This is a genomic window from Acidithiobacillus sp. (assembly GCF_023229925.1).
Lineage (GTDB): Bacteria > Pseudomonadota > Gammaproteobacteria > Acidithiobacillales > Acidithiobacillaceae > Acidithiobacillus.
In genome coordinates, this window is the sequence record NZ_JALNYM010000001.1 from 1,195,314 (window position 1) to 1,217,845 (window position 22,532).

Below are 22,532 nucleotides of genomic sequence, written 5' to 3' on the forward strand. Positions count from 1 at the left end.
ACCAAGACCTGCCGGGCCACGGCGGAAGCGCTGGACTGGGCGCGTATTGAGGAATCCGAGATGGGACATCCACCCGGGAGAGGGATGCGGGCCATTACCAGCGTCACCGGCCCGAGCGATTGCTCGGGTCTTCCATCACCTAGTCGTTAGATTCTCGCCAACAATACGATCCCGATGAGAATCGGGACGGCGAGCAGTACCGCGCGCCACAGCGGCACGAAATACGGAGTTTCACCGGATGATCGGTGCGACTTGTAGCCATGAATCATGGCCGACACCAGGTTCTCTCCGCGAACCAGGCGGTAGAATACGATCGCGGTGAGATGCAGACTAATGAGGAGCAAAAGGAGATTGAAATTGTCGGCGTGCCAATGTGCGAAACGCCGTCCGGTCGTGTAAGAGACCCACTGGGACAATGGACCTGAGGAGCCGCCGTCGTTATTGACCGCGAATAGACCGAGAATCGTTTGCAGCAGCAAAAGGCTCAGCATTACGATGATACTGAGTGCACCCAGCGGATTGTGACCGAGTGACTCGTAGCGATCGCGATCGCAGAGCTTGCGGGCATAGCGCCAGACGCCCGCGGGTCCGCGAACGAAACTGCTGAACCTGGCAGTCTGTCCGCCGCAAAAACCCCACAAAATCCGAAAAGACACGACACCGAGGACTCCGTAGCCGGCGAACAGGTGCCATCGCATGTGATCGGTGTCCGCGGTCCACCAGCAGGTCGCGAACAGAATCAGGATGCTCCAGTGCCAGATCCTCGTCGGCAGATCCCAGACTCGAACGCGCTTTCGAACTGAACTCCCCGTATTGACCATGCATCACCACCAGTTGCTGTGCGTGCGGAAAACCCGATGGCAACTGTCGCAGGACTGACCGAGTCTCCTGGTTTCCAATGCGAGCGCGTGCAGGTCGTGGCCTGCGGCGTCCCGCGTCATGTTTTGTGCGCTGATTCGCATTCTCTGTGCGGCCTGGGCGAACGCAGCGGGTTTCGCCCAGATTTCCCGGCTCGCTCGGGTGCCGGCCCCATGCCCTTTCCCGCTGCCCGCAGGAAACCATGTGGGCAGGGAATCGGCGAGCACGGCAATTTGCCTCGCGTCCACTTGGATCAGGCGCCAATTCAGGTGCGAGCGATCCATCTGATCCCGCAGAAGCTTGTCGGTCCTGCCGAGTGTCCTGAAGTGCACCTTGCGTGCGTGGATGATTTGCGCGATGCCGGTGGCATTGGCGCCACCCGCAAAACTCATCAGCAGCGCGACGCTTATCCATAAGAGCGGATCGCGGAGGCGGCAGGTTCGAAAGCCGTTAAAACCCATGGTGCTCTATCCTTGATGTGGAGTAGACAGGCGGGCTGCATAGCCACCCGGTGAATGATCTTCGAAATAAACCATTCATAAATTAAATGAATTGACCTGAGCTTGTAAATAAGGGTCGCCTTGGTCCGGCGCATGCTGAGGGTACCATACGTCGTGGGATCAAGACCAATGGAGCTCACCCACCGATCAACGATCCTGGCATATTGACGGGTGGACAGATGTGGGGATGCCCTTAGCCGGCTGGGAAAAAGATACTGCTCTGCCTCCATTGAGCTCTGATCGGCGGTACCAGACTGTAAGCGGCCATCCAGTTTTCGTTGGCGACGGGCGGGGTAATGCGTTCCTTGAATCAGGCACCCAGCCGAAACCGACAACTAGACAATACCATCCGAAAGCATAGTACCATTGGTTTTATCTACCCTTCATCACTGCTACGCTGGAGTCGACCTTGGCCCCGTCCCTCTCCACGAACACCCTCTGAGATCACGCTATGCGCATAGACCGCCTGGATCATGTCGTCCTGACCGTGGTGGATATATCTGTTACGATCGACTTCTATTCACGGGTATTGGGCATGCAGGAAATCACCTTTGGTGACCAGCGAAGGGCCTTGGCCTTTGGGCAGCAAAAAATCAACCTGCATTCGGCAGGGCGTCCCATCGCTCCGCATGCGGCCAGTCCCACTCCCGGGTCGGCGGATTTATGCTTCATCGTGGCCGGTGGTATCGAAGAAGTGCTCGCCCATCTGCAGGTCTGCGGAGTTGCCCTGGAAGCCGGTCCGGTGCCCCGCACTGGAGCCACGGGGCCGATCACCTCTGTCTACTTTCGAGATCCCGATGGCAATTTGCTGGAGGTGGCCACGTATGATCAGCCGATACAACTGTCATGACCGGTAATTCGCGCGTCGCACTGGTTACCGGCGCCACCTCCGGCATTGGTCTGGCTATCGCGCAGCGTTTGACGCAGGCGGGATATTGGGTGGCCCTGCATTCCCGCACCTCCTCCGCTGCGGGTCTACAAGCGGCGGCAATGCTGGCGGGTGCCCACTATTTTCAGGCAGACTTGCTGGAGGATGGTGAGCGCCGGGATCTGATCAATCAGGTGTATACGCACTATGGTCGGCTCGACGTGCTGGTCAATAACGCGGGTGAGTCCAGCATGATTCCGCATGATGATCTACAGGCCGCGACACCCGATATCTGGCACCGCCTCTACGAACTCCATGTGGTGGCGCCCTGGCAACTCGTCGCGCTGAGTGAACCCTATCTGCGCGCGGCATCGACGGCCGAACACCCGGCATCGGTGTTAAATATCAGTTCCCATGCCGGCGTCCGACCCAAGGGGGCTTCCATACCTTACGCCGCCAGCAAGGCCGCATTGATCCATGTCACCCGCTTACTCGCCAAAACCTTGGGACCCGATATCCGGGTGAACGCTATCGCACCGGGGCTGGTGGATACGCCGCTGACCGAAGATTGGGCGACCATTCGCGAACAATGGATTCGCGATGCCCCCATGGGTCGGAGTGCGCGCCCTGGCGACGTCGCGGATGTTGCCATGATGCTGACTGAATCGAGCTATCTGACGGGAGAGGTGATTGTGGTGGATGGCGGGATGAACCTTATTTAACCAGCCCCAATCGATGAAAAATCCGTCAAAAGAGGTGCATATGATTTACACAGTTGAATGCAGCTTTACCGACCCGTCTGCAGAGGATGAATGGAATGCCTTTTACAGCAATGAAAAGTTGCCCGCGTTAATTTCTGTTAGGGGGTTTCTCACATCCCAACGATTTAAATTGTCCGATGGAATACCTTCTGCGCCAACTTATCTCGCTATTCACACTATCGCCAATGAGGGGGTTCTTGAAAGCGCTGATTATCACCAAAATGGTGGCGGCAATTTTGCAAAGTGGCAACCCATGATTACAGATTGGCATAGGAATATTTATGGAGGGATCGATCTGTTCGCAAATGTCACAAATGAACAGCGATTGTTAATTAGCAACGAAAGCGGTGACGCATTAAGAGCGCTTGGGTTTCAAGTTCTGCATCTATGGGCAACAGGACTTGATCGGACGCCAATGGAACGTTGGGTGGCGATTTCCGGCAATCTACCAGATCCTGCCCATCATCTGAAAGCAGGTGGAGTATGTATATACGTCCCTATGGGAAGTCAATTACAGAGTGATTCCACGTAATTATCATACGCAGAACAAATGAATTGTGATTTTGCACTCTATGGCGCATCGCGGTGAACGTAATGGATTATTTCACAACGACGAAGGACGGCCATGCATCAGATCGTGACACAGATTGATATTGCGGCATCACCGGAGCGTGTGTGGTCCATCCTCATGGATTTCCCCGCCTATCCGCAATGGAATCCCTTCATTCGCTCGCTTTCCGGAGTGGCGAAGCCGGGAGAGAAGCTGCGTGCGACCATTCAACCCGAGGAACGCCGGGCCATGACCATCCGGCCGAAGGTACTGAAGGCAGCAGATCAACAAGAACTGCGCTGGCTGGGCCGCTTGGGGTTTCCCGGTCTCTTTGACGGCGAGCACTACTTTCAACTCACCACGATCGGTAATGGGTATACGCGGTTCACCCAGGGAGAGCGATTCTCAGGCATTCTGGTGGGCATGTTCGTATCCAGCATGAAAGCAGCGACAAAAGCGGGTTTTAATGCGATGAATCAGGCATTGAAGAATCGCGCGGAGGCAAATGACCATATTGGCCACGCACATGATGATATCTCCAAGGATCGGTACTGACATGGACACCCGAAAACTGCTGCTCACCGCGCAGGAGATTGATCAGATGAAGGGCGAACATAAGGTCCATTTTCTCAATCCCAGCGCCGTTCGTATCAATAGGTCTTTGGGCGATGCGGTAGGACTCCGGCACATGGGTATACATCTCATCCAGATAGAGCCGGGTAAAGAGAGTGCCGAGTACCACCGGCATCATTATGAAGAAGAGGCCGTGTACGTGCTGTCTGGTAAGGGCATGCTCACCATGGAAGGGGATCAGTATCCCATCGCCCCGGGTGACTTCGTCGGTTTTCCTTGCCATACCGTCGCGCACAGCATCATCAACGATGGAACGGAAACACTCGAGTGCCTGGTCATCGGTCAGCGACTGGATCAGGATGTCGCGGATTACCCGAATCAGCATAAACGCCTATACCGTAATAATGGGGAATGGAATCTGGTGGATATGGCAGATATCCGTGTATTGCGCGAATCCACGCAGAAATAACAGGAAAGCTATGAAACCCGCAAAATTCGATACCCAGCCGTCGCAGCACTTCCTGATGGAAAGCGCCACCGTAGATTATGCGCATGCCGATATCCGTAAGTTGGCGGCCGCGCTGTCTTCTGACGATCCAACGGCAACCGCCAGGCGTTGCTTCGAATGGGTACGCGATCACATTGCGCACAGCATGGATTTTCACCGGGAAGAAGTGACCTGCGCAGCGTCGGATGTGTTGCAGCAAGGCACTGGCCTATGCACCGCGAAAAGTCATCTGCTCGTGGCCTTATGGCGCGCCAACCAAATCCCTGCAGGATTTTGTTATCAACGACTGACGCTGGATGGCCCTAATCCGCCCTACTGTACACACGGCTTCACCGCCGTCTGGCTGGACGACTGGGGCTGGTATCGTTGTGATGCGCGCGGCAACAGCAAACCCGGGATCCACTGCGAATTCACGCCCGGCCAAGAGAACCTGGCCTATCCGACTATGTATAACGGCGAGCAGACCTATCCGGATATTTGGGCGGAGCCCTGGCCGGATTTGCTCACCGCCATGGAAAAGCTGCAAAACATATCGCAGTATCGGAGCCATCCCATTGACGCCTGCCCACCCGCCGCGGATTTGTGCGTAAGCGAGCCTACGGGAATGAACATACAGAGCGCGGAGACCGACCATGTATTGCCCTGACCCGTTTGCGGAAACCCGCCCGGAAATCCTGCGGGCGCTGATTCAGCGTTATCCCCTCGCAACACTGGTCAGTGTGGGTGCCAATGGTCTGGAGGCAAATCATATTCCCTTGTACCTCGCACCCGACGAAGGACCGCAACCGGTGCTGCAAGGCCATGTGGCACGCGCTAATCCCCTGTGGCGGGAGGTGTCCCCGGACAATGAGGTGCTGGTCATCTTTCAGGGGCCGCAACACTACATCAGCCCCTCGTGGTACGCGACCAAGGCGGAAACCGGCAAGGTGGTGCCTACCTGGAACTATGCTGTCGTCCATGCTTACGGTCGGTTGCACGTCAGGGACGATCCCGCTTGGGTACGGCAACAGATGGTCGCCCTGACCGCGCAGCAGGAGAACGGCTTTACCCTGCCCTGGCGGGTGGAGGATGCGCCCCAGGACTTTACGGAGCGGCTCATCCAGCAGGTGGTGGGCATAGAAATCCCCATCTCCCGCTGGGTGGGCAAGTGGAAGGTCAGCCAGAACCAGCCGCTTTGCAACCGTGACAGTGTCGTTGCGCACCTGGCGCAGCAAAAACAGCCTGATTCTGAGGCCATGGCTGAATATGTTCTGGTCGGCCTGAAAGGCGGCAAGAGAGACCATCCTTGATGACGATTACCGTGGGTTTTCTGGTGTTCCCAGGGATTCAGCTGCTGGATCTGGCAGGTCCCTATGAGATTTTTTTGGCAGTGCACGAGGGATGATTGCGGAGCGTGGACCATTGCTACCCGAGATAGTGATTCGACTGTTGGCGAAGGATGAACTGGCAATGATCTTGCCGCTGGTACAGGAGCTCAACCCTGGCGTGCCGCCGGCTGTGCTCGCGCAAAGACTTCAGGATATGACCGCACAGGGATATCGATGCGCTGCCGCTTTTGCGGATGATTGCTGTATCGGTGTGGCGGGTATCTGGCTGGGAACGCGTTTTTGGTGTGGACGCTATCTGGACGTCGACAACGTGATCGTCGCCCCGCAGTATCGAGGTATCGGTATCGGTCAACAGCTTATGGATTGGGTAGAGACCTACGCGCACAAAGAGGGCTGCGAGATCATGGTGCTGGATGCTTACGTCACCAATCATCCTGCGCACAGGTTTTATCAGCGCAACGGTTACCAGATCGTCGGCCACCACTTCGTCAAATCATTGCGGTCCACCGGATGACCCACGAAAGCAGGCTGGGCGGTTTTGAGATACCCTGAATCTCGTGGACACTCTCGATTGGATATAATGGATCGAAGAGGATTTCATGGTATTGGGAACACACCCTCAAATACGAAAAAACCCCGCCGAAGAATCGACGGGGTCCCATCACAAACAACCGGCGCGAGAATTACTTCATCATCGCCTTTTTGAACATCCGCTCCACCTTCTCATTGGCTTCGTCGGCCTTCTGATTGGCGGCGTTGGCCGTGCTCATCGCCTGATCCGCAGTGCTCTGCGCGGCGTTAGCCTTGCTCAGCGCGTCCGTCGCGGTGCTCTGCGCGGCATTGGCCTTGGCCAAGGCCTCGTTGGCGGTGGACTGTGCGGCGTCGGCCTTGGCAGCAACCTTGTCGAGGTCAGAGGTGGTCGCACAACCGGCCAGGCCCAAGGGCAAAATCAGCGCAGTTACTTTCAAAGCGGTGGTGAACTTGCTCATAGCAGTCTCCTTTGTTGGGTTGGATAACGAGCAGACAAAGCATAGCTAAAAAAACAACAACACGCCAGTCTGCAAGCGTGTTTTTTCAGTGGCGGCTACAATCTCGCGCATTGAATACCTGCATATACATCCAGGCAGCAGCTTAGTCCACTATTACGAGCATCTGACAAAAAGGCACAACCCCTTCAATCGATCCGACCACACTCGGCCGACCCTCCCGTACCTAACAGGATACGCCCCAAACACACCATCTAACTGACTGTTTACACTTAAATAAAATTATGTCCTTGATTTTTTCCACATTTTTTGTAAAATGCTGTTCCGTTTCATATTTTGAGAAAAACGCCAGCGACGTTGAAGCTGGGGGGTAGGTCACCACAGGCCAGCTCAAATAAGGAGATAGACTTGATACGACGATTATCTGCCGGTATGAGCATCGCTTTATTCGCATTTTTGCTGCCCAACGCCTTGGCACCCAATCCAAGCGAATTACCAATACCACTGCCCAACAAGCCATTAGAAGATGTTAACAACCATCAGCGGATGGACAGTCAGTCATCCATCTCCTCAGGAGAATCTGCTCAGCCTGAACGCAGCGACGGTGCGCTCCTCATGCGGCAAAAAGTGTTTTACCTGCGGCGATTAACCGCTTACAACGCACTTCCCGACCAAACCAGCAGTGATCCAGATATTGCGGCCTGCGGCCCTAACCGGCCCAATCAGATCGCGCTTTCGCAGGATTTGTTTTTCCTCAAGAATGGGAGCAACCGCTGTGGTGAACACATAGATATCATTTTGCATTCTGGGCGGGTGATTCATGGTGTGGTCTGGGACACCATGAATTCCCGGTATCACATGGCTGCCGACATTCTGATGGGTAGTGTCCAGCGCGCTATGGACTTCGGGGTAAAGCAGGCAAAATTGCGTTTCGTACGCTCGCGAGCACCGTCGACTAACGGCCTCTGAACGACAACAAGGCCTGCCTTGGCAAACGATTATCGCCCACTGCCGGGCCCGGCCGCCATCATTGCCTCCACATCGGCTATGCGCTTTGGCACTTCGTCTGAAAGGATATCCGGCCCGTTGGCAGTCACCAGCACGTCGTCCTCAATACGAATCCCGATACCGCGCCAACGCTCAGGAACCGACGGATTGTCCGGGGAGAAGTACAGGCCTGGTTCTACCGTCAGTACCATCCCCGCCTCCAGTTTCCGCCAGGACTGATCCGCGCTGCGATAATGGCCGACGTCGTGGACATCCATGCCCAACCAGTGCCCTGTCCGGTGCATATAGAAGGCCTTATAGTTGCCCTGCTCAATAATTCCATCGCGACTACCAGCAAGTATTTTCAGATCCAGCAGGCCGTCCACAAGTACCTTGACGGCCTCGTCATGATAATCCGCAACCGGGCGTCCTGCCTGTACGACCGCGATTCCCGCTTCCTGACTGGCCAGAACGACTTCGTAAATTTCCCGTTGTGCGGGACTGAAAACGCCGTTGACCGGCAAGGTTCGGGTGATATCGCCCGCGTAGGCCCCCACCTCTGCGCCGGCGTCGATCAGTACCAGATCGCCGTCACGCAGTTCCGCATCATTTTCCGTGTAGTGCAGAATACAACCGTTGACTCCGCCACCAACGATACTGGGATAAGCCACACTGGGCGACCCGAGGCGATGAAAAACGTGCTCGATCTCAGAAGCCAGCTCGTACTCCAGCATACCCGGCTGGCACAGACGCATGGCATGGCGATGGCCAGCGCCACTGATCCCCACCGCCGCCCGCAGGATTTCGATCTCTTCAGGATCCTTAAACAGCCGCATCTCATGGATCAGATCAGCAACGTCGACCACTTCGAGCGGGTAGCGCACACCTTGCCGAATCTTGCTCTTGGCGACATTACGCCAGTGCATGACCCGCGCGTCGAAATCCATGGACTGACCCATGGGATAAAACAATAACTCCCGATTTTCCAGCAGTTGTGGAAGGACGTCATTCAGGTCATGGATCGAGAGGCAACGATCCACCTGACATTGCTCCAGAGCACCTTCCAGCCCAGCACGACGCCCATCCCAGGTTTCCCGCTCCGGGTCACGCGGACGGCAGAACAGGATCTGCTCCCCATCCGCGCGCCCTGGAACCAACACTAGCACGGCTTCGGGCTCCATGAAGCCGGTCAGGTACAAGAAGTCGCTGTCGCCACGAAACGGATAGTGCACGTCGCTGTTACGGCTCTTGGCTGTGGCGGTGGGTATGATCGCGACACCGGCTGCGTGCATTTTCTGCATCAGACGACTGCGGCGAGCAGAATAATCTGGACGGGGCAAATGGAGTTTGGCCATGGGTGGAATGGCGCTTTACTGCATAGCCGCTTCGACCTGCCTGGCAAATGCCGGGTCGTTCTGCGTCCGCTTGAGCAGGCTGGAGTACTGCTCCGCTGTCAAATGATTACTGGCAAGGATACTGTTTACTCTGGTCATGTAGGATTTTTTCAATTCTTCCCGCTTGGTGGCGGTGATATCCTTCTGGCTCAGGGCGCTGTGGACCTGCTCGTTGAGTGGCTTGATCCCCCGAACCGCGGCCGCAAAATTCTTTATTTCAGTGGGGCTTGCCACGGCACCCGCAGTCATTGCGGTGCGTACCAACCCTGGTGCGGCTGTCTCCATGCCAGAGGCGAAGGCCATACTGGTCCCCAGACCAAACAGACCCAAAGCAAACAAAGCAGTCCCTGCAAATCCACACCTGGATGAATGGAATACGCCCTGTGCAGCAGAGTAAATGGTAGGCTGTTGCATAATAACTCTCCTCTCGGACTATCAGAAAAATGCAGGAATAGCTTCACATATCAGTAAATTATGTGATTTCTCATGCGCACTCCAAGCCACCCTAACCGCTCCGAAAAGATATTGCAAGCTATCCGGCAGACAGCCACAGTACAGCAGACGCGCAGGGGCTTACTCTCCGTCGAAAGCCGCCTCTATCGCATCACCAAGACGGGCGACCGGACGCAGCTTAAAAGCGGAAGAACTCAAAATCTTCTCACCACGCGGGAGAATGGCGCTCGTGAAACCCAGCTTGATGGCTTCGTGTACCCGCGCTTCGGTAGCCGCCACCGGACGCACTTCTCCCGCAAGGCCGAGCTCACCAAAAACCGTCTGACGCCCCTCTAAGGGTTTATTGCGAAAACTGCTGAGCAGGGCCAAAGCCACCGCCAGATCGGCGGCGGGTTCGTTGACTTTGATTCCACCTGCGATATTCACAAAAACGTCCTGATCAAAAAACATACTGCCACCGTGGCGATGCAGGATAGCCAGCAGGAGGGAGAGGCGGTTAGGGTCCAGACCGATGGCGACCCTGCGCGGGTTAGCCAGCGGACTGGGCGTCACCAGGGCCTGCACTTCTACGAGAAGCGGTCGGGTCCCCTCCTGCGTCGCCAGCACTACACTCCCCGCTACGGGTCGATCATGCTGCGACAGGAAAAGCTGCGAAGGATTAGCGACTTCGCTCAGGCCCTTTTCATGCATCTGAAAAACGCCCAGCTCGTTGGCAGCACCAAAGCGATTCTTGATGGCACGCACAATCCGGTAGGGACTACCCGCCTCCCCTTCAAAATAAAGGACAGTGTCCACCATGTGTTCCAGCACGCGCGGGCCAGCGATGGCCCCTTCCTTGGTCACGTGGCCTACCAGCCACACTGTGGTGCCCGTAGCTTTGGCGAAGCGCACCAAGCGGGCCGCGCACTCCCGCACTTGCGCTACCGAGCCGGGGGCCGACTGTAGCGTGTCGGTATAGACCGTCTGGATAGAATCCACCAGCACCAATGCGGGTCGCTCCGATTGGAGCAGCCCCTCGATCGCTTCAAGATGATTTTCGGCGACTACCCGTACGGGGCTCTGGTCCAACCCCAAGCGCTGCGCCCGTAAGGCAACCTGTGCTGCGGACTCCTCGCCAGTGACATAAAGCACCTTACTGCCCTGAGCCAGATGATGGGCGGTCTGGAGCAGGAGGGTGGATTTGCCGATACCCGGTTCTCCGCCCAGGAGAATGGCGGCCCCCGGCACCTGGCCACCGCCCAGCACCCGGTCGAGCTCTGCCAGACCCGTCGTGCTGCGCCCCACATCCATGATCGGCACCGCATGCAGACATTGCGGCGGGCTGGCCGTGGCATAGGTGGTTTGGGATTTGGCCCCGGTCTTCTCCACACGCTGCTCGACGAAACTGTTCCAGGCACCACAATCCGGGCAGCGCCCCAGCCATTTATTGCTGGTACCGGCGCATTCCTGACAGACAAAGAGGGTTTTGTCGCGACTCATGACACCAACTGGCGCGGAACGCGCATCTGCATACGACAGCTCAATTCGTAGGAGATCGTATCGAGTCTTGCCGCCAGGGATTCGAGGGCTGGTCCGCCAGCCCCCATAAGCACGACGGAAGCCCCGATTTCCGCCGACACGGTCGTCAAGTCTACAAAAAGCATATCCATACTCACTCGTGCCAAAGTCCGTGTAGCCTGTCCGGCGACCGTAACCGGTGCACCTGAACCCAAGTGACGCGGGTAACCATCACCGTAGCCCGCCGCCACGACCCCCACCCGGCAGTGCGCAGGAGCCTGCCAGGCCGCACCATAGCCCAGCCAGTCACCAGGGGCGAGCTCGCGGATGGCCACCACGGCACTACGCCAGGATAGAACGGGCTGCAAACCGATTTCGGTACCGCTGTGCCCCGCGAAGGGCGAAAGCCCGTATAGCATGAGCCCAGGGCGCACCCAATGCTGATGGGTAAAGGGCAGTGCCAGCACCCCCCCCGAATTGGCCAAGGTGTGCTGACCCGCCGTGCAATGCCCAAAGTGCGCAACGGCCTCGGCGAAAACGTCCGCCTGCTGGCGACTGAGAGGATCGTCCGGCGTATCGGAGCGGGCGAGATGACTCATCAGCCCCAGCACCCGCCAGCGGGGATGGCTTTGCAGCCCGGCAAATACTGCCGACAGTTGGTCAGGTGCAAAGCCCAAACGGTGCATACCCGTATCCACTTTTATAAACAGCCGCAGGGACGCGTCAGCGGCATGGGCCGCCAGCCAGAGTAGCTGCCGTTGTTCATGGATAACGAGCAGATAGCCCCGCGCGGCCGCAACGGCGATCTCCTCCGCGTCGAAAGGCCCCCCGAGCAGACAAACCGGTTGCTCCAGACGCAGATCATGAAGGGTTTCCGCCTCGTCCAGAGAAGCCACGGCAAAAGCATCGACACCGGCCTCTGCCAGCACCGGAGCGCAGAGCGCAACATCATGTCCGTAGGCATTGGCTTTGACCGCCGCCATAATTTGCGCGTGGGGCGCATGTTGGCGCACTACGGCCATATTATGGCGTAGAGCAGCAGCGGAAATATGGGCAACAACAGGGCGAGTCATATCACCATGATACCGCAAAGCACAGGAAAATCCCCTGGCAAAAATCAGCGCACAGCGAGCTAATGCCCGAAACTATCCCCAGACGGCGCATAATTCTCAAAGCGGGTATATTCACCGAAGAAGCTCATCCGCACGGTCCCGATGGGTCCGTTGCGCTGCTTACCGATGATCACCTCGGCAATGCCCTTCACCTCTTCCTTATCCTTGTAATACACCTCATCGCGGTAAAGGAAGAGAATCAGGTCGGCGTCCTGTTCAATAGCGCCGGATTCACGCAGATCGGACATCTGCGGACGCTTTTCGGTACGGCTTTCCAGGCTGCGGTTGAGTTGCGAAAGGGCAATCACCGGGATGGACAGCTCTTTGGCCAACGCCTTGAGCGACCGGCTGATCTCGGAAATCTCCGCGACCCGATTGTCACCTCTCCCCGGCACCTGCATGAGTTGCAGATAGTCGACCACAACCAGCGCCAAACCATGTTCTCGCTTCAGCCGACGCGCCCGCGAGCGTAAGTCCGTCGGCGTCAGCGCCGCCGAGTCGTCCGCGAACAACGGTGCATTACCAAGTTCACCGATGGCATGGGCGATTCGCGGCCAGTCGTCATTACCCAGACTGCCATTGCGCAGCCGATGCTGGTCCACCCGCCCGCGCGACGAAAGTGCCCGCAAGACGATCTCGTCCGTCGGCATTTCCATACTGAAAACCGCCACCGGCTTGCCTTCGTTACAAGCGACATGCTCGGCTATATTCATGGCGAAAGAGGTTTTGCCCATGCTCGGACGACCCGCGACGATGATGAGCTGACCCGGATGCAGACCGGAGGTTTTCTCGTCCAGATCGGCAAAGCCTGTGGACAGACCCGTGACGCCTTTTTTCTCGCGGGCGATGGTTTCGATTCGATCGATTACCGCCGGAAGTGCATCCTTGAGTTGCTTGAAGCCTTCACCAACCCGCTGCTGCCCTTCGGCGAGCTGAAAGACCCGGCTTTCCGCTTCGTCCAACAGCGCCTGAGCTTCCCGCCCTTCCGGACGATAGGCCAGTTCGGCGATTTCCCGGCCAACCCGAATGAGGTCGCGCAGGGTAGCTCGCTCCCGCACGATCCGCGCATAGGCGAGCACATTGGCCGCCGAGGGCGTCTCGTTGGCCAACATGAGGAGATACTGCACCCCGCCCACCTCAGCAAGTTGCTCGTGATCTTGCAACCACTCGGAGACCGTGACGGCGTCTACTGCCCGCCCGGCACCCAGCATGGCACTGATGGCCAGAAAAATCTGGCGGTGACGGCGCTCATAAAAATCTTCGGCCGTCACCGCCTCGGTCACTTGATCCGCTGTATCGGGGTCAATCAGCAGAGCACCGATGACGGATTGCTCTGCCTCAATAGAGTGCGGCGGGGCCTTGACCCCGCCGCCATGGTCCGCAGACTCGAACACTCCGCCCGCCCTCGCCAGTACCAGGGTCAGGCGCGCTCGACGAACACCATCACGTCCAGCTCCACTTCCGGGTGCAGGTGTAACCGCGCAGGGAATTCACCTATCCGCTTGATTGGGCCATCCGCCAAACGGATTTCCGAATGGGCCACTTCATGACCCAAGGCTGCCAGCGCGGCGCTGATATCATGCAAGCCCACCGAGCCAAACAAACGGCCATCTTCGCCCGCCTGCAGGGCAATTTTGACCACGGCTTCCGCCAACGCGGCAGCGCGTTTCTGAGCCACCTGCAAACGCTCTAATTCGACATGCTCCAATGCCGCCTTACGCTCGGCAAAATCTTCCAGATTACGCTGGTTGGCCACCACGGCCTTGCCCTGCGGCACCAGAAAATTGCGTCCATAGCCCGGCCGCACTTCGACCACATCACCCAGACGCCCCAACTTATTGATACGTTCCAGCAAAATCACTTTCATTCCAAATCCCTCCAAAAAATTCCCTGCTAAACCGCCATCAGGACCGCGAGCCGGCAAACCGTTGACGCAAGTGAAAAACACGATCCACAATGCCCAGCACAGCAACCACCAGCAAGAACTGCGTAAGCAGGATCAGTCCAATATAAAAAGCTGCCAGCGCAATTAGGGGCCAACCCTTTGACGCAAACCACAAGTGCACGAAACTCAGGCCTTGCAGCAGATACAGACCGCCGACTAGTATGGCAAGGTTCTGTACTGACCATAGCGCATCACCATGCAGCAGGCTGATGCCCAACAACGTCACGACGAGCAACCAGATCAGCCGATCCGGCAGCACCCAGTCCCGAAACACCCGTTGTGGCGCCAGAATGCCCTGGAAACCTTCACTCCAACGACTGGCCAGCAACGCCGCCAGCGTCCAGAGCAGCGCCATGCCTGCGGCGAGAATTCCTGGCATCAAGCGGGTCATGTCACCCAATATCTGGCGCTGCGTCGTACTTAACTCTTTCCGCACGGGTGCCAGCAAATGTTCCATCTGCGTTTGCCAGAAGGCCGGACCCACACCCTGCGGTATGACCCAAAGCAAGAGCACCAGCGTCAAAACAGACAAGCCGATGGTCACCCAGACTACCCCACCCCACTGCAGGTCCCACTGCAGGCCTTCCCCCAACAGCCGCCCCGGCAGCCAGGCCACTAGAGCAAACGCCACACCATACCACGGGTTCAGCGTAAACAGTGCGGAGGCGACCCCGGCAATCAGCAGAACCTCAAAGCTTTCCTTGCGTCCAGCCTGCAGGGTAACGAGCGCCACCAAAGCGACGCAGTTGAGCAGTAACGGCCCGGCAAGAAAGGGGACCAGTCCCGCAGCACTAAAGAGTACCGCGATACTGATGCCAGCTTGCCAGCGTCCGCTGAGAAACCAGCGCAAGACCCCACCCTCCGCCTGCGCCGCCACCCGAACGCCGGTGCCTTAACGCACGACGTAGGGCAATAACGCCAGAAAACGGGCGCGTTTGATCGCTGTAGTCAACTGCCGCTGATACAAATTGCTGGTACCGGTAATCCGGCTGGGGACGATTTTACCTGTCTCGCCCACATAAGCCTGCAAGGTTTTCAGATCCTTGTAGTCAATTTCTTTGACGCCTTCTGCCTTGAAACGGCAGAACTTACGGCGGCGGGTAAAGTTACTGCCACCGCCACGCTTGTCGCCATCGTTATCCCGATCTCTGTCCCGATTAAATGCCATCTGAAATCTCCTTGATTAGGCCGTCGCTACGGTTTCGTTATCGCTGTGGTCCGGCTCGCTGTCGTCTTCGGCGGTGTCTTCACTGCGCTCACGGCGGTCACTCTCATCGCGGGCCAGGAAGGAGGGCCCAGTGACGGCTTCATCGCGGGCCAGAATCAGGTGGCGCAATACCGCGTCATTGAAGCGGAAGGCATCTTCCAGCTCGGCCAAAGCGGCCCCGGTGCACTCCACATTCATCAGGACATAATGGGCCTTGTGGGCCTTCTTGATGGGGTAAGCCAGTTGGCGGCGGCCCCAGTCTTCCAGACGATGAAAATGCCCGCCATCGCTCTCGATCATGCCACGATAGCGCTCAATCATCTGGGGGACCTGCTCACTCTGGTCAGGATGGACCAGAAATACAATTTCATAATGACGCAAAAGTTGCTCCTTATGGTTCACTGCGGAGTCCGGGCGCCCATCGCCCGAACAAGGAGTAAAAGGTGAGGGCGTATTCTAATACGCGACACGGGAAAAACAAGGGGTTAACCTTTTGGCCCGTGCATCAGCCAGAGAATCCAGGGGCCAGAGCCCGCAATTGCTCGATCTGATGCAGACAGCGCGCCCGGTCTGCGGGGGACAGGGGTAATGTTGCAGCGTTCCCGGCGAGTTTCTCCAGGCGGTCACCCGTCGGCAGTGCCTCCTTGGATTGGAGATGCGAGATCGCCGTTTTCGCCCCCTCCGGATCGTTACAAATCAGCAGCAAGTCCGCGCCTGCCGCCAGTGCCGCATCCACCCGCGCGGCCATATCGCCGACTCCATGCGCACCCGCCATGCTGAGGTCGTCACTGACCACCACACCAGTAAAGCCCATATCTTTGCGGAGGATATCCTGCAGCCAGCGCGACGAGAAACCGGCGGGGCGTTCCGTATCTACCCGGGGATAGAGACAATGCGCGGGCATGATCGCCGGAATCCCCGCAGCGATCAGGGCAGCAAAGGGCTGGAGATCTTCCTGAATGGCGCTGAACGGACGCTCATCCAGAGGTAAATCGAGATGAGAGTCGGCGGCCACTGCACCGTGACCGGGGAAATGCTTGGCGACCCCCTGCAAGCCGGTCCGTGCCATACCCTCCCAGAACGCTACCGCGATAACACCCACCCACTCTGGATCGCGATGGATAGCGCGGTCGCCAATCACTGCAGAAACGCCGCGATCCAGATCTACACAGGGGGTAAAGTCCATGTCCAGGCCGAGCGCCCGGAGCTCCGCACCGAGTAGAAGACCCCAGTCCCGTGCTGCCGTTTGCGCCTTTTCCAGTCCGGCGCGATCCGCCAGACAACCCAGAGTCGCCATGGGTGGGAAGTGCGTCACCCCGGCGCGCAGACGCTGCACCCGCCCCCCCTCCTGATCAATACCGATGAGGAGCGGGGGAGAACGCAGCGCATGCAATTCGCCGCACAGGGCGCGCACCTGTTCGGCATCAACACAGTTGCGTGCAAAAAGGATGACGCCACCCACTGCTGGCTGGCGCAGCATCGCGCATTCCGCGGCAGTAGGCTGCAGCCCAGCAATATCGACCATCAGCGGCCCCCAAGCAGGGCGCTGCAGCTCAGTCTGTATCGGCATGGGGGGTGGGCTCCTGCATACTGGCCCGCGCCTTGGCTGCGGCACGGGCTTTGGCTTCTTCCTTGTCCATCTCTTCGTTCTGCACCAACTGCATATCCGACGGCATGGATATCGGCAAAGCAATACTCGGCGGCTGGCTGGGAATACCATGCACATGCACGGGCACGATCATCATGCTGAAACCATCATGCTGCAGGCGATCCTGCACAATAAAGCTGACTTCATCATGCAGCAGTCCGTGGAAGGGCCCCTGCGCAGATGTATCAATCACCCGTCCCGCGAAGAAGATGCTCTGCGGAAAATAGCGGATAGCGACATTGGCCAATTCCTCCATCGCCAGGATACGGTCGGTAGAGTAGGTGGCGAACCAGGTCGCCGCCATCCCTTCGTTGCGGCAAAAGGCCATATACTGGTTGGCCTCAGTCTCCACGTATACCTTCAGGTCTTCCAGGGCCTTGATACCCTTAAACTCACCCTGACCAACAATACCCGCCAGCAGAAACACATAGTTCTTGACGAAGCCACTGACCATACGGTGCGCCGTCAGCAAGGTATGCAGTCCCAGGCCGTCAAAACGGCTGACAAAAAATACGGCCGTGGCACCACGCGGATCCAGGGGCAGGTTGGGGCCAGACTCCAGATGCTCGGGCACCACATCCAGCATGGTTTCGTCCAGTTCGGCGGTGATTTTACTGATACTTTTGTAATGGCGATAGATCAAATATCCGAGACCCACCACAATCGCAGTAACCAGCAGAGTGAACCAACCACCCGCATCAAATTTCTCGAAAATGGTGATGGCGAGAATGGAGGCCGTGACGATAAAGCCCAGAATACTGACGGCAAGTCGGCCCCGCCAGAGTGGCTCCTGATGCCGCTGGCCAAACCAGTGCCGGCTCAATCCCGCCATGGTCAGGGTAAAGGTGATGAATACATTGATGCTGTACAGCACCACCAGAATGCTGACATGTCCGCCCGTCGCGAGGAGGATGGCAATAGCCGAAAAACCAATGAGCAACACGCCATTGCGTGACACAAAACGATCCGACAGGTAGGAAAAGCGCTCTGGCAACCAACGATCGACGGCCATATTCGCCATGACGATAGGCGCCGTGATAATACCCGTATTGGCGGCGATAAAGAGAAGCAGACCCTCGCTAATCAGGGTAAGCAGTGTCGCCGTCGAACCAAAGGGGATACCCCCCACCGTCCACCCCTGGGTAATTGCACCATAGAGCACGGCATTCAGGGTTTGCCCCTGCTGGCCGTGCACGTGGTACATCAGGTACAAAAAGATCAGACTGCCCGCGACCAGAGACAGAGACGTCGCCAGCAAGGTCATCGTGCGCTGGCCGGTCTGCACACGCGGTTCACGCATAATGTGCACCCCATTGGCTACGGCCTCCAAACCCGTATAGGTACCACCACCCAGGCTGAAGGCCCGCAATACCAGCGCCACAATAAAGATCCAGCCATATTGCATGCTGTCATGCCGAACACCCGCAACGGTGTTATAGGCAATGGCCGGCACGGCTTCCACGTGGCTCAGCAGCCCCCAACCGAGGAGTATGGTGTGGGTCAGGACGAAAGCCATAAAGATCGGCAACAAAATCTTGATGGATTCTTTCATACCGCGCAAATTGATAAAAATCAGCAACAGCAACACGGCGGCATCCAAGAAAATGCGCTCATCGTACCAGGAGGAAGGCATACTACTCAGCAGCGCCTCGGTGCCCGACGCCACCGAGATCGCCGCCGTTAAAATGTAATCGACAATCAAAGCGGCGCCACTCACCAGACCGGCCTTCGGCCCTAACAGGGTAGACGCGGTGTGATAACCGCCGCCGCCGTCGGGAAAAAGAGCAATGACTTGTTTGTAACCAGCCGAAATGACGAACACCGAGAGCGGGATGCCGATGGCCAGCAAAACGGCCAGATATTCATGCCCTTTCAGGGCATAGTAAATTTCCGGAGGACCATAGGCGGAGGAAGACAGGGCATCGGAACCCAGACCGACCCAGGCCAGAAACGCCGCGAGCGAAAGATTCTCGAAAAGTTTGGGATTGAACACGTTTACGGCGCGACGAAAACGTGGCAAGCGGATCCAGGCCATTCACTGCCTCCTAGCGGGGAAACGCAGCGGTGGCTGCAGGCCGATAAAAACAGGGGTGTTTACCGGACATGCCGCAAAGAGCATGCACACCGCATCCGGCGCCATCCGCACACAGCCCGCCGACACTGGCTGGCCGAGGTGATCCACATCGGCAGTACCGTGGATGTAAATATAACGGCGGAAGGTATCCTGAGAGCCGCCACGATTAAAACCGCTTTCGCTGCCGGAGAGCCAAAGAATACGGCCGAGAATCCAGTCTTGCCGCGGCTGGCCCGCCGCCCACTGCGCGCTGTAACGGGCACCCGTCCAGCGCCGGCCGCGCAGGATTGCCGTCGTGGGCAGGCCTTCACCGATGCGCGCGCGCACCACATGCCATCCGCGCGGCGTGCACCCGCTGTCACGTTGTTCACCGAGTCCGTTACGAGCCGTGGATATGACATACTCCGAACGCAGCTCAGCACCGCTCATCTCGCGCAACCGCTGGGCGGGAACATCCACCCAGAGCCAGCGTGGGGGCATTTCAGCGCGCAAAGAGGGCGATGGATTCGACATGGACGGTATGAGGAAACATGTTGACGACGCCAGCCGCTTGCAGATGATAGCCGCGTTCGTGTACCAGATACGCCGCATCACGGGCCAGGGTCGCCGGATTGCAGGAGACATACACCAGGCGGCTGACACCGGGGGTCAAACTGCGCAGCACTTCAATGGCGCCACTGCGGGGGGGGTCGATGAGCATTTTGTCGATGGTGCCCGCCAGCGCAAAATCTTCCATCTGCGCCTGGGTGAGATCGGCTACGGCATATCGGGCTTTATCCGTCAGGCCATTGGCGGCGGCATTCTCGGTAGCCAGCGCGACCAATCGAGCATCCCCTTCAATGCCAAGTACCTGCGCCCCCAATCGGGCGATAGGCAGGGTAAAATTTCCGAGTCCGCAGAAGAGATCCAGGATCCGCTCTCCCGGTTGCGGCTGCAGCAGCGCCATGGCGCGGCGCACCATCACCTGATTCGCCGCCTGATTAACTTGAGTGAAGACCAGCGGATCAAAACGCAGGCGCAACTGATAATCCGGCAGGTCGTAATAGAGGGGCTCCGGCTGCTCCGGCCATAAAGGATGCAAGGTGTCCGGCCCGCGCGGCTGCAACCATATCTGCAGGTCGTGTTGCGCACCAAAAGCACGCAAGTGCCGCAGATCGCTTTCCGCCAGCGGCCGCATGTGACGAAACACCAGAGCGACCGCATCCGGCGTGGCGGCCACTTCAATCTGCGGAAAATCCTGGGGCGATTGCATCTGCCCGATCAGCGCCCGCAGGGGCAGGATGCGCTGTCCGATGCGCGGGTCAAGGGTCAGACATTGGCCCATGTCCACGACATAACTGCTGTTGCGTTCGCGGAAACCGACCAGTGCGCCCCGGGTTTTTGGCGTCCGCACCGAGAGTCGTGCCTTGCTGCGATAGCCCAGGCTCGGGCCATGAATGGGGGGCAGGACACGTCGGGGGCGGACCTTGCCGATGCGCCAGAGATTATCTTCCAGTTGTCTTTGCTTGATAGCCACCTGCGCCGCTGGCTCCAGATGCTGCAGGCTGCAGCCCCCGCAGACGCCAAAGTGCGGACAGGGCGGCGACACCCGCAGGGGGGATGCCTTGACCACCTGCAGCATCTCGGCACGATCAAAGCTCTTGTGGTCCTGAGTACGCCGTGCCCAGACCCGCTCGCCAGGCAGCGCCCCATCGACAAAAAGCACTTTGCCCTCCACACGGGCGATCCCGCGTCCTTCGGCATCCAGACTTTCGATAACCACCTGCTCAGGCTGAGCGTTATGAATGGGTTTGGGACGCGACATGCAGGTTCTCTGGCCACAAGGTGAGAAATTCCTGGACGTGGGCCTCGTCCCGGCTTTGTAAGTAAGACCGCAATTGCGTTTGACCGGCATCATAAGCCGATTTGTCGAGATGCCCGCGGGTCAGTTCAAAACGCAGATGGACCAGGGCCGTGTTCAGCACATCGACCTCGCAGTAGTGGCGGATGCCCGCCAGATCCCCGGCCTGATAATGGGTCCAGACCTCCGCGCCGCTCATCCCCAGCTTGCCAGGCAGCCCCAACAAGAGTGCCACGTCCTGAAGGCGGGCGACATTGCGCATCTGGTAGGCAGAAAGAATGTCCATGAGGTCGAGATGGCGCTCGTGGTAACGGCTGGTGTAATTATTCCAGCGATAACTCTGATCGGTCTGTCCCTGCTCCCAGTAGCGGGCCGCAGGGATACCGTGGAGCAGGGCGCGGTAATGCAGTACCGGGAGGTCAAAGGCCGCGCCATTCCAGGACACCAGTTGCGGAGCATGACGCTGGATGAACTGAAAGAAGGCAGCGACGAGAGTGGCTTCGTCATCGTCCGCCTTGCCGAAACTGTTGAGCTTGACCTGCTCGCCCTGCCACCAAAGAGCAGAGATAGCCACGACCCGATGCAAATAAGGACGCAGGAACTCCGTCGCGCCCTGGGTTTCGATGCGGCGCTGGTGCTGCAGCAATTCCGCCACGCCCGCGTCATCCCCCAACGCAATGCCATGCACCCGCCGCCCACCGGCAACGTCGGGCACTGTCTCGATGTCAAAAACCAGAATGTTTTGCAAGATGGTGACTATTTCTTCTGCCACTGACCACTGGGCGACTGGTACCAGTATCCTGCGGGTGCTTTGTCGATCCAGGCCTCGGCAAAAGTCTGCTGAATTTGCCCCGCCCACTCGGGATGACCATTGGCATCAGCGATCTGCTGATAGAGATTGCTGAGCGCCTGATTATAACTGGCCACCAGCCCATTGAGCGGAGCCCGCTGCGGCAGCGACACGGCTGCCGCATCATGGATCGTCACCTGACCGTTGGCCGTGTAACCCACCGCGCCACTGACAAAGTAAGGATGCATTTGCGTCGCCAGTGCCTCCACCTGCGCCCGCGCCGATTGCACCCCAGGACTGGAAGCATCGAGGTTTGCGGCGGCCTCTGCCGTGCCGCTGACGGCCGAGAAGCCCATAGCCAACAGGTAGCTGGCCGCATGGTAGGGGGATGCCATGCTCAGGGAATCCGTAGCGGGGGCGGCGGATCGGGCCGGCGCCGTCGGCGCTGACACGGCCGGAGCAACAGGAGCCTGCAAGGCACCCTTGGCAGCGGCCCTATACACCTCACCGACCACTTGATCCGCCAGTTTCTGGGCCGCCGCAGCCGGAAAGTAAATGTTGACGGTCACACAAGCGGATAGCGCCATGAGCAATCCCAGTGCCAGTACACTGCGCCAACCCTGCGTTTTCAGCCAACCCTGCTTTGTCATTTG

Annotated in this window: 27 protein-coding genes; 9 read left to right on the plus strand and 18 right to left on the minus strand. The window is 58.1% G+C overall.

What is annotated here, in order from left to right; genetic code table 11:
• Positions 1 to 146: 146 nt before the first annotated feature.
• Together M0P56_RS06030 and M0P56_RS06035 are read right to left on the minus strand one after the other, a co-directional pair.
• Positions 147 to 821 carry a cytochrome b/b6 domain-containing protein gene (locus M0P56_RS06030; protein ID WP_291509131.1) on the minus strand — a complete coding sequence of 225 codons (675 nt, stop codon included), beginning with the start codon at positions 819 to 821 and terminating at the stop codon, positions 147 to 149.
• 3 nt (positions 822 to 824) lie between these two features.
• Complete coding sequence (locus M0P56_RS06035; protein WP_291509132.1) at positions 825 to 1,319, minus strand: cytochrome c; 495 nt, start codon at positions 1,317 to 1,319, stop codon at positions 825 to 827.
• 490 nt (positions 1,320 to 1,809) lie between these two features.
• Between M0P56_RS06035 and M0P56_RS06040 the strand changes: the two genes are divergently transcribed.
• The 8 genes from M0P56_RS06040 to M0P56_RS06075 all read left to right on the plus strand — a co-directional run bounded on the left by M0P56_RS06040 (position 1,810) and on the right by M0P56_RS06075 (position 6,460).
• A complete protein-coding gene (locus tag M0P56_RS06040; RefSeq protein ID WP_291509133.1) occupies positions 1,810 to 2,208 on the plus strand; it encodes a VOC family protein in 399 nt (132 codons plus the stop codon).
• On the plus strand, positions 2,205 to 2,948 hold the full coding sequence (locus tag M0P56_RS06045) for an SDR family NAD(P)-dependent oxidoreductase (protein WP_291509134.1): 744 nt from the start codon (positions 2,205 to 2,207) through the stop codon (positions 2,946 to 2,948). Before M0P56_RS06040 ends, M0P56_RS06045 begins: the two co-directional genes overlap by 4 nt.
• A gap of 40 nt (positions 2,949 to 2,988) precedes the next feature.
• Positions 2,989 to 3,519: a hypothetical protein gene (locus M0P56_RS06050; protein WP_291509135.1), complete on the plus strand. Its 531-nt coding sequence runs from the start codon at positions 2,989 to 2,991 to the stop codon at positions 3,517 to 3,519.
• 93 nt (positions 3,520 to 3,612) lie between these two features.
• Positions 3,613 to 4,092 (plus strand): SRPBCC domain-containing protein, encoded by a 480-nt coding sequence (locus tag M0P56_RS06055; RefSeq protein WP_291509136.1) that lies wholly within the window; start codon positions 3,613 to 3,615, stop codon positions 4,090 to 4,092.
• A gap of 1 nt (position 4,093) precedes the next feature.
• Positions 4,094 to 4,579, plus strand: a complete 486-nt coding sequence (locus tag M0P56_RS06060) for a cupin domain-containing protein (RefSeq protein ID WP_291509137.1) — start codon at positions 4,094 to 4,096, stop codon at positions 4,577 to 4,579.
• 10 nt (positions 4,580 to 4,589) lie between these two features.
• Positions 4,590 to 5,264: a transglutaminase family protein gene (locus M0P56_RS06065; RefSeq protein ID WP_291509138.1), complete on the plus strand. Its 675-nt coding sequence runs from the start codon at positions 4,590 to 4,592 to the stop codon at positions 5,262 to 5,264.
• Complete coding sequence (locus M0P56_RS06070; RefSeq protein WP_291509139.1) at positions 5,251 to 5,907, plus strand: FMN-binding negative transcriptional regulator; 657 nt, start codon at positions 5,251 to 5,253, stop codon at positions 5,905 to 5,907. Before M0P56_RS06065 ends, M0P56_RS06070 begins: the two co-directional genes overlap by 14 nt.
• A 91-nt stretch (positions 5,908 to 5,998) precedes the next feature.
• A complete protein-coding gene (locus M0P56_RS06075; protein WP_291509140.1) occupies positions 5,999 to 6,460 on the plus strand; it encodes a GNAT family N-acetyltransferase in 462 nt (153 codons plus the stop codon).
• A 169-nt stretch (positions 6,461 to 6,629) separates the two neighbouring features.
• On the opposite strand, the gene M0P56_RS06080 is transcribed toward M0P56_RS06075, so the two are convergent.
• On the minus strand, positions 6,630 to 6,935 hold the full coding sequence (locus tag M0P56_RS06080) for an Lpp/OprI family alanine-zipper lipoprotein (protein ID WP_291509141.1): 306 nt from the start codon (positions 6,933 to 6,935) through the stop codon (positions 6,630 to 6,632).
• 405 nt (positions 6,936 to 7,340) lie between these two features.
• Between M0P56_RS06080 and M0P56_RS06085 the strand changes: the two genes are divergently transcribed.
• A complete protein-coding gene (locus M0P56_RS06085; protein ID WP_291509142.1) occupies positions 7,341 to 7,901 on the plus strand; it encodes a hypothetical protein in 561 nt (186 codons plus the stop codon).
• Between the two features lie 29 nt (positions 7,902 to 7,930).
• Here M0P56_RS06085 and pepP read toward each other — a convergent pair whose 3' ends face one another.
• The 15 genes from pepP to M0P56_RS06160 form a co-directional block, all read right to left on the minus strand.
• Positions 7,931 to 9,274: a Xaa-Pro aminopeptidase gene (gene pepP / locus M0P56_RS06090; RefSeq protein ID WP_291509143.1), complete on the minus strand. Its 1,344-nt coding sequence runs from the start codon at positions 9,272 to 9,274 to the stop codon at positions 7,931 to 7,933.
• Positions 9,275 to 9,289: 15 nt separating this feature from the next.
• Positions 9,290 to 9,616 (minus strand): DUF4168 domain-containing protein, encoded by a 327-nt coding sequence (locus M0P56_RS06095; protein ID WP_291509144.1) that lies wholly within the window; start codon positions 9,614 to 9,616, stop codon positions 9,290 to 9,292.
• A gap of 270 nt (positions 9,617 to 9,886) precedes the next feature.
• A complete protein-coding gene (gene radA / locus M0P56_RS06100; protein ID WP_291509145.1) occupies positions 9,887 to 11,245 on the minus strand; it encodes a DNA repair protein RadA in 1,359 nt (452 codons plus the stop codon).
• Positions 11,242 to 12,336 (minus strand): alanine racemase, encoded by a 1,095-nt coding sequence (alr, locus tag M0P56_RS06105; protein WP_291509146.1) that lies wholly within the window; start codon positions 12,334 to 12,336, stop codon positions 11,242 to 11,244. The genes radA and alr overlap by 4 nt, the downstream gene beginning before the upstream one ends.
• Before the next feature lie 59 nt (positions 12,337 to 12,395).
• Complete coding sequence (dnaB, locus tag M0P56_RS06110) at positions 12,396 to 13,769, minus strand: replicative DNA helicase (RefSeq protein ID WP_291509147.1); 1,374 nt, start codon at positions 13,767 to 13,769, stop codon at positions 12,396 to 12,398.
• Positions 13,770 to 13,795: 26 nt separating this feature from the next.
• Entirely contained in the window at positions 13,796 to 14,242 is a 447-nt protein-coding gene (gene rplI / locus M0P56_RS06115; RefSeq protein ID WP_291509148.1) for a 50S ribosomal protein L9, read from the minus strand.
• A gap of 37 nt (positions 14,243 to 14,279) precedes the next feature.
• Positions 14,280 to 15,197 carry a DUF2232 domain-containing protein gene (locus M0P56_RS06120; RefSeq protein WP_291509149.1) on the minus strand — a complete coding sequence of 306 codons (918 nt, stop codon included), beginning with the start codon at positions 15,195 to 15,197 and terminating at the stop codon, positions 14,280 to 14,282.
• A gap of 15 nt (positions 15,198 to 15,212) precedes the next feature.
• A complete protein-coding gene (gene rpsR / locus M0P56_RS06125) occupies positions 15,213 to 15,488 on the minus strand; it encodes a 30S ribosomal protein S18 (RefSeq protein WP_291509150.1) in 276 nt (91 codons plus the stop codon).
• 15 nt (positions 15,489 to 15,503) lie between these two features.
• On the minus strand, positions 15,504 to 15,908 hold the full coding sequence (rpsF, locus tag M0P56_RS06130; protein ID WP_291509151.1) for a 30S ribosomal protein S6: 405 nt from the start codon (positions 15,906 to 15,908) through the stop codon (positions 15,504 to 15,506).
• A gap of 124 nt (positions 15,909 to 16,032) precedes the next feature.
• On the minus strand, positions 16,033 to 17,097 hold the full coding sequence (gene nagZ / locus M0P56_RS06135; protein ID WP_291509152.1) for a beta-N-acetylhexosaminidase: 1,065 nt from the start codon (positions 17,095 to 17,097) through the stop codon (positions 16,033 to 16,035).
• Positions 17,081 to 19,210 (minus strand): APC family permease, encoded by a 2,130-nt coding sequence (locus M0P56_RS06140; protein ID WP_291509153.1) that lies wholly within the window; start codon positions 19,208 to 19,210, stop codon positions 17,081 to 17,083. The genes nagZ and M0P56_RS06140 overlap by 17 nt, the downstream gene beginning before the upstream one ends.
• Positions 19,211 to 19,729, minus strand: a complete 519-nt coding sequence (locus tag M0P56_RS06145; protein ID WP_291509154.1) for a L,D-transpeptidase — start codon at positions 19,727 to 19,729, stop codon at positions 19,211 to 19,213. It abuts the gene before it with no gap.
• 1 nt (position 19,730) lies between these two features.
• Positions 19,731 to 21,053, minus strand: coding sequence for a 23S rRNA (uracil(1939)-C(5))-methyltransferase RlmD (rlmD, locus tag M0P56_RS06150; RefSeq protein ID WP_291509155.1), 1,323 nt, complete (start codon positions 21,051 to 21,053; stop codon positions 19,731 to 19,733).
• A complete protein-coding gene (locus tag M0P56_RS06155) occupies positions 21,028 to 21,861 on the minus strand; it encodes a 3'-5' exonuclease (RefSeq protein WP_291509156.1) in 834 nt (277 codons plus the stop codon). Before M0P56_RS06155 ends, rlmD begins: the two co-directional genes overlap by 26 nt.
• Positions 21,846 to 22,529: a DUF1318 domain-containing protein gene (locus tag M0P56_RS06160; RefSeq protein WP_291509157.1), complete on the minus strand. Its 684-nt coding sequence runs from the start codon at positions 22,527 to 22,529 to the stop codon at positions 21,846 to 21,848. Before M0P56_RS06160 ends, M0P56_RS06155 begins: the two co-directional genes overlap by 16 nt.
• Between the last annotated feature and the right edge of the window lie 3 nt (positions 22,530 to 22,532).

What these genes read in the sequence shown, in the direction of transcription:
- M0P56_RS06030 (WP_291509131.1), bottom strand. Translation starts at nt 821, where the DNA reads ATGGTCAATACGGGGAGTTCAGTTCGAAAGCGCGTTCGAGTCTGGGAT.
- M0P56_RS06035 (WP_291509132.1), bottom strand. Translation starts at nt 1,319, where the DNA reads ATGGGTTTTAACGGCTTTCGAACCTGCCGCCTCCGCGATCCGCTCTTA.
- M0P56_RS06040 (WP_291509133.1), top strand. Translation starts at nt 1,810, where the DNA reads ATGCGCATAGACCGCCTGGATCATGTCGTCCTGACCGTGGTGGATATA.
- M0P56_RS06045 (WP_291509134.1), top strand. Translation starts at nt 2,205, where the DNA reads ATGACCGGTAATTCGCGCGTCGCACTGGTTACCGGCGCCACCTCCGGC.
- M0P56_RS06050 (WP_291509135.1), top strand. Translation starts at nt 2,989, where the DNA reads ATGATTTACACAGTTGAATGCAGCTTTACCGACCCGTCTGCAGAGGAT.
- M0P56_RS06055 (WP_291509136.1), top strand. Translation starts at nt 3,613, where the DNA reads ATGCATCAGATCGTGACACAGATTGATATTGCGGCATCACCGGAGCGT.
- M0P56_RS06060 (WP_291509137.1), top strand. Translation starts at nt 4,094, where the DNA reads ATGGACACCCGAAAACTGCTGCTCACCGCGCAGGAGATTGATCAGATG.
- M0P56_RS06065 (WP_291509138.1), top strand. Translation starts at nt 4,590, where the DNA reads ATGAAACCCGCAAAATTCGATACCCAGCCGTCGCAGCACTTCCTGATG.
- M0P56_RS06070 (WP_291509139.1), top strand. Translation starts at nt 5,251, where the DNA reads ATGTATTGCCCTGACCCGTTTGCGGAAACCCGCCCGGAAATCCTGCGG.
- M0P56_RS06075 (WP_291509140.1), top strand. Translation starts at nt 5,999, where the DNA reads ATGATTGCGGAGCGTGGACCATTGCTACCCGAGATAGTGATTCGACTG.
- M0P56_RS06080 (WP_291509141.1), bottom strand. Translation starts at nt 6,935, where the DNA reads ATGAGCAAGTTCACCACCGCTTTGAAAGTAACTGCGCTGATTTTGCCC.
- pepP (WP_291509143.1), bottom strand. Translation starts at nt 9,274, where the DNA reads ATGGCCAAACTCCATTTGCCCCGTCCAGATTATTCTGCTCGCCGCAGT.
- M0P56_RS06095 (WP_291509144.1), bottom strand. Translation starts at nt 9,616, where the DNA reads ATGGCCTTCGCCTCTGGCATGGAGACAGCCGCACCAGGGTTGGTACGC.
- radA (WP_291509145.1), bottom strand. Translation starts at nt 11,245, where the DNA reads ATGAGTCGCGACAAAACCCTCTTTGTCTGTCAGGAATGCGCCGGTACC.
- alr (WP_291509146.1), bottom strand. Translation starts at nt 12,336, where the DNA reads ATGACTCGCCCTGTTGTTGCCCATATTTCCGCTGCTGCTCTACGCCAT.
- rplI (WP_291509148.1), bottom strand. Translation starts at nt 14,242, where the DNA reads ATGAAAGTGATTTTGCTGGAACGTATCAATAAGTTGGGGCGTCTGGGT.
- rpsR (WP_291509150.1), bottom strand. Translation starts at nt 15,488, where the DNA reads ATGGCATTTAATCGGGACAGAGATCGGGATAACGATGGCGACAAGCGT.
- nagZ (WP_291509152.1), bottom strand. Translation starts at nt 17,097, where the DNA reads ATGCCGATACAGACTGAGCTGCAGCGCCCTGCTTGGGGGCCGCTGATG.
- M0P56_RS06140 (WP_291509153.1), bottom strand. Translation starts at nt 19,210, where the DNA reads ATGGCCTGGATCCGCTTGCCACGTTTTCGTCGCGCCGTAAACGTGTTC.
- M0P56_RS06145 (WP_291509154.1), bottom strand. Translation starts at nt 19,729, where the DNA reads ATGCCCCCACGCTGGCTCTGGGTGGATGTTCCCGCCCAGCGGTTGCGC.
- rlmD (WP_291509155.1), bottom strand. Translation starts at nt 21,053, where the DNA reads ATGTCGCGTCCCAAACCCATTCATAACGCTCAGCCTGAGCAGGTGGTT.
- M0P56_RS06160 (WP_291509157.1), bottom strand. Translation starts at nt 22,529, where the DNA reads ATGACAAAGCAGGGTTGGCTGAAAACGCAGGGTTGGCGCAGTGTACTG.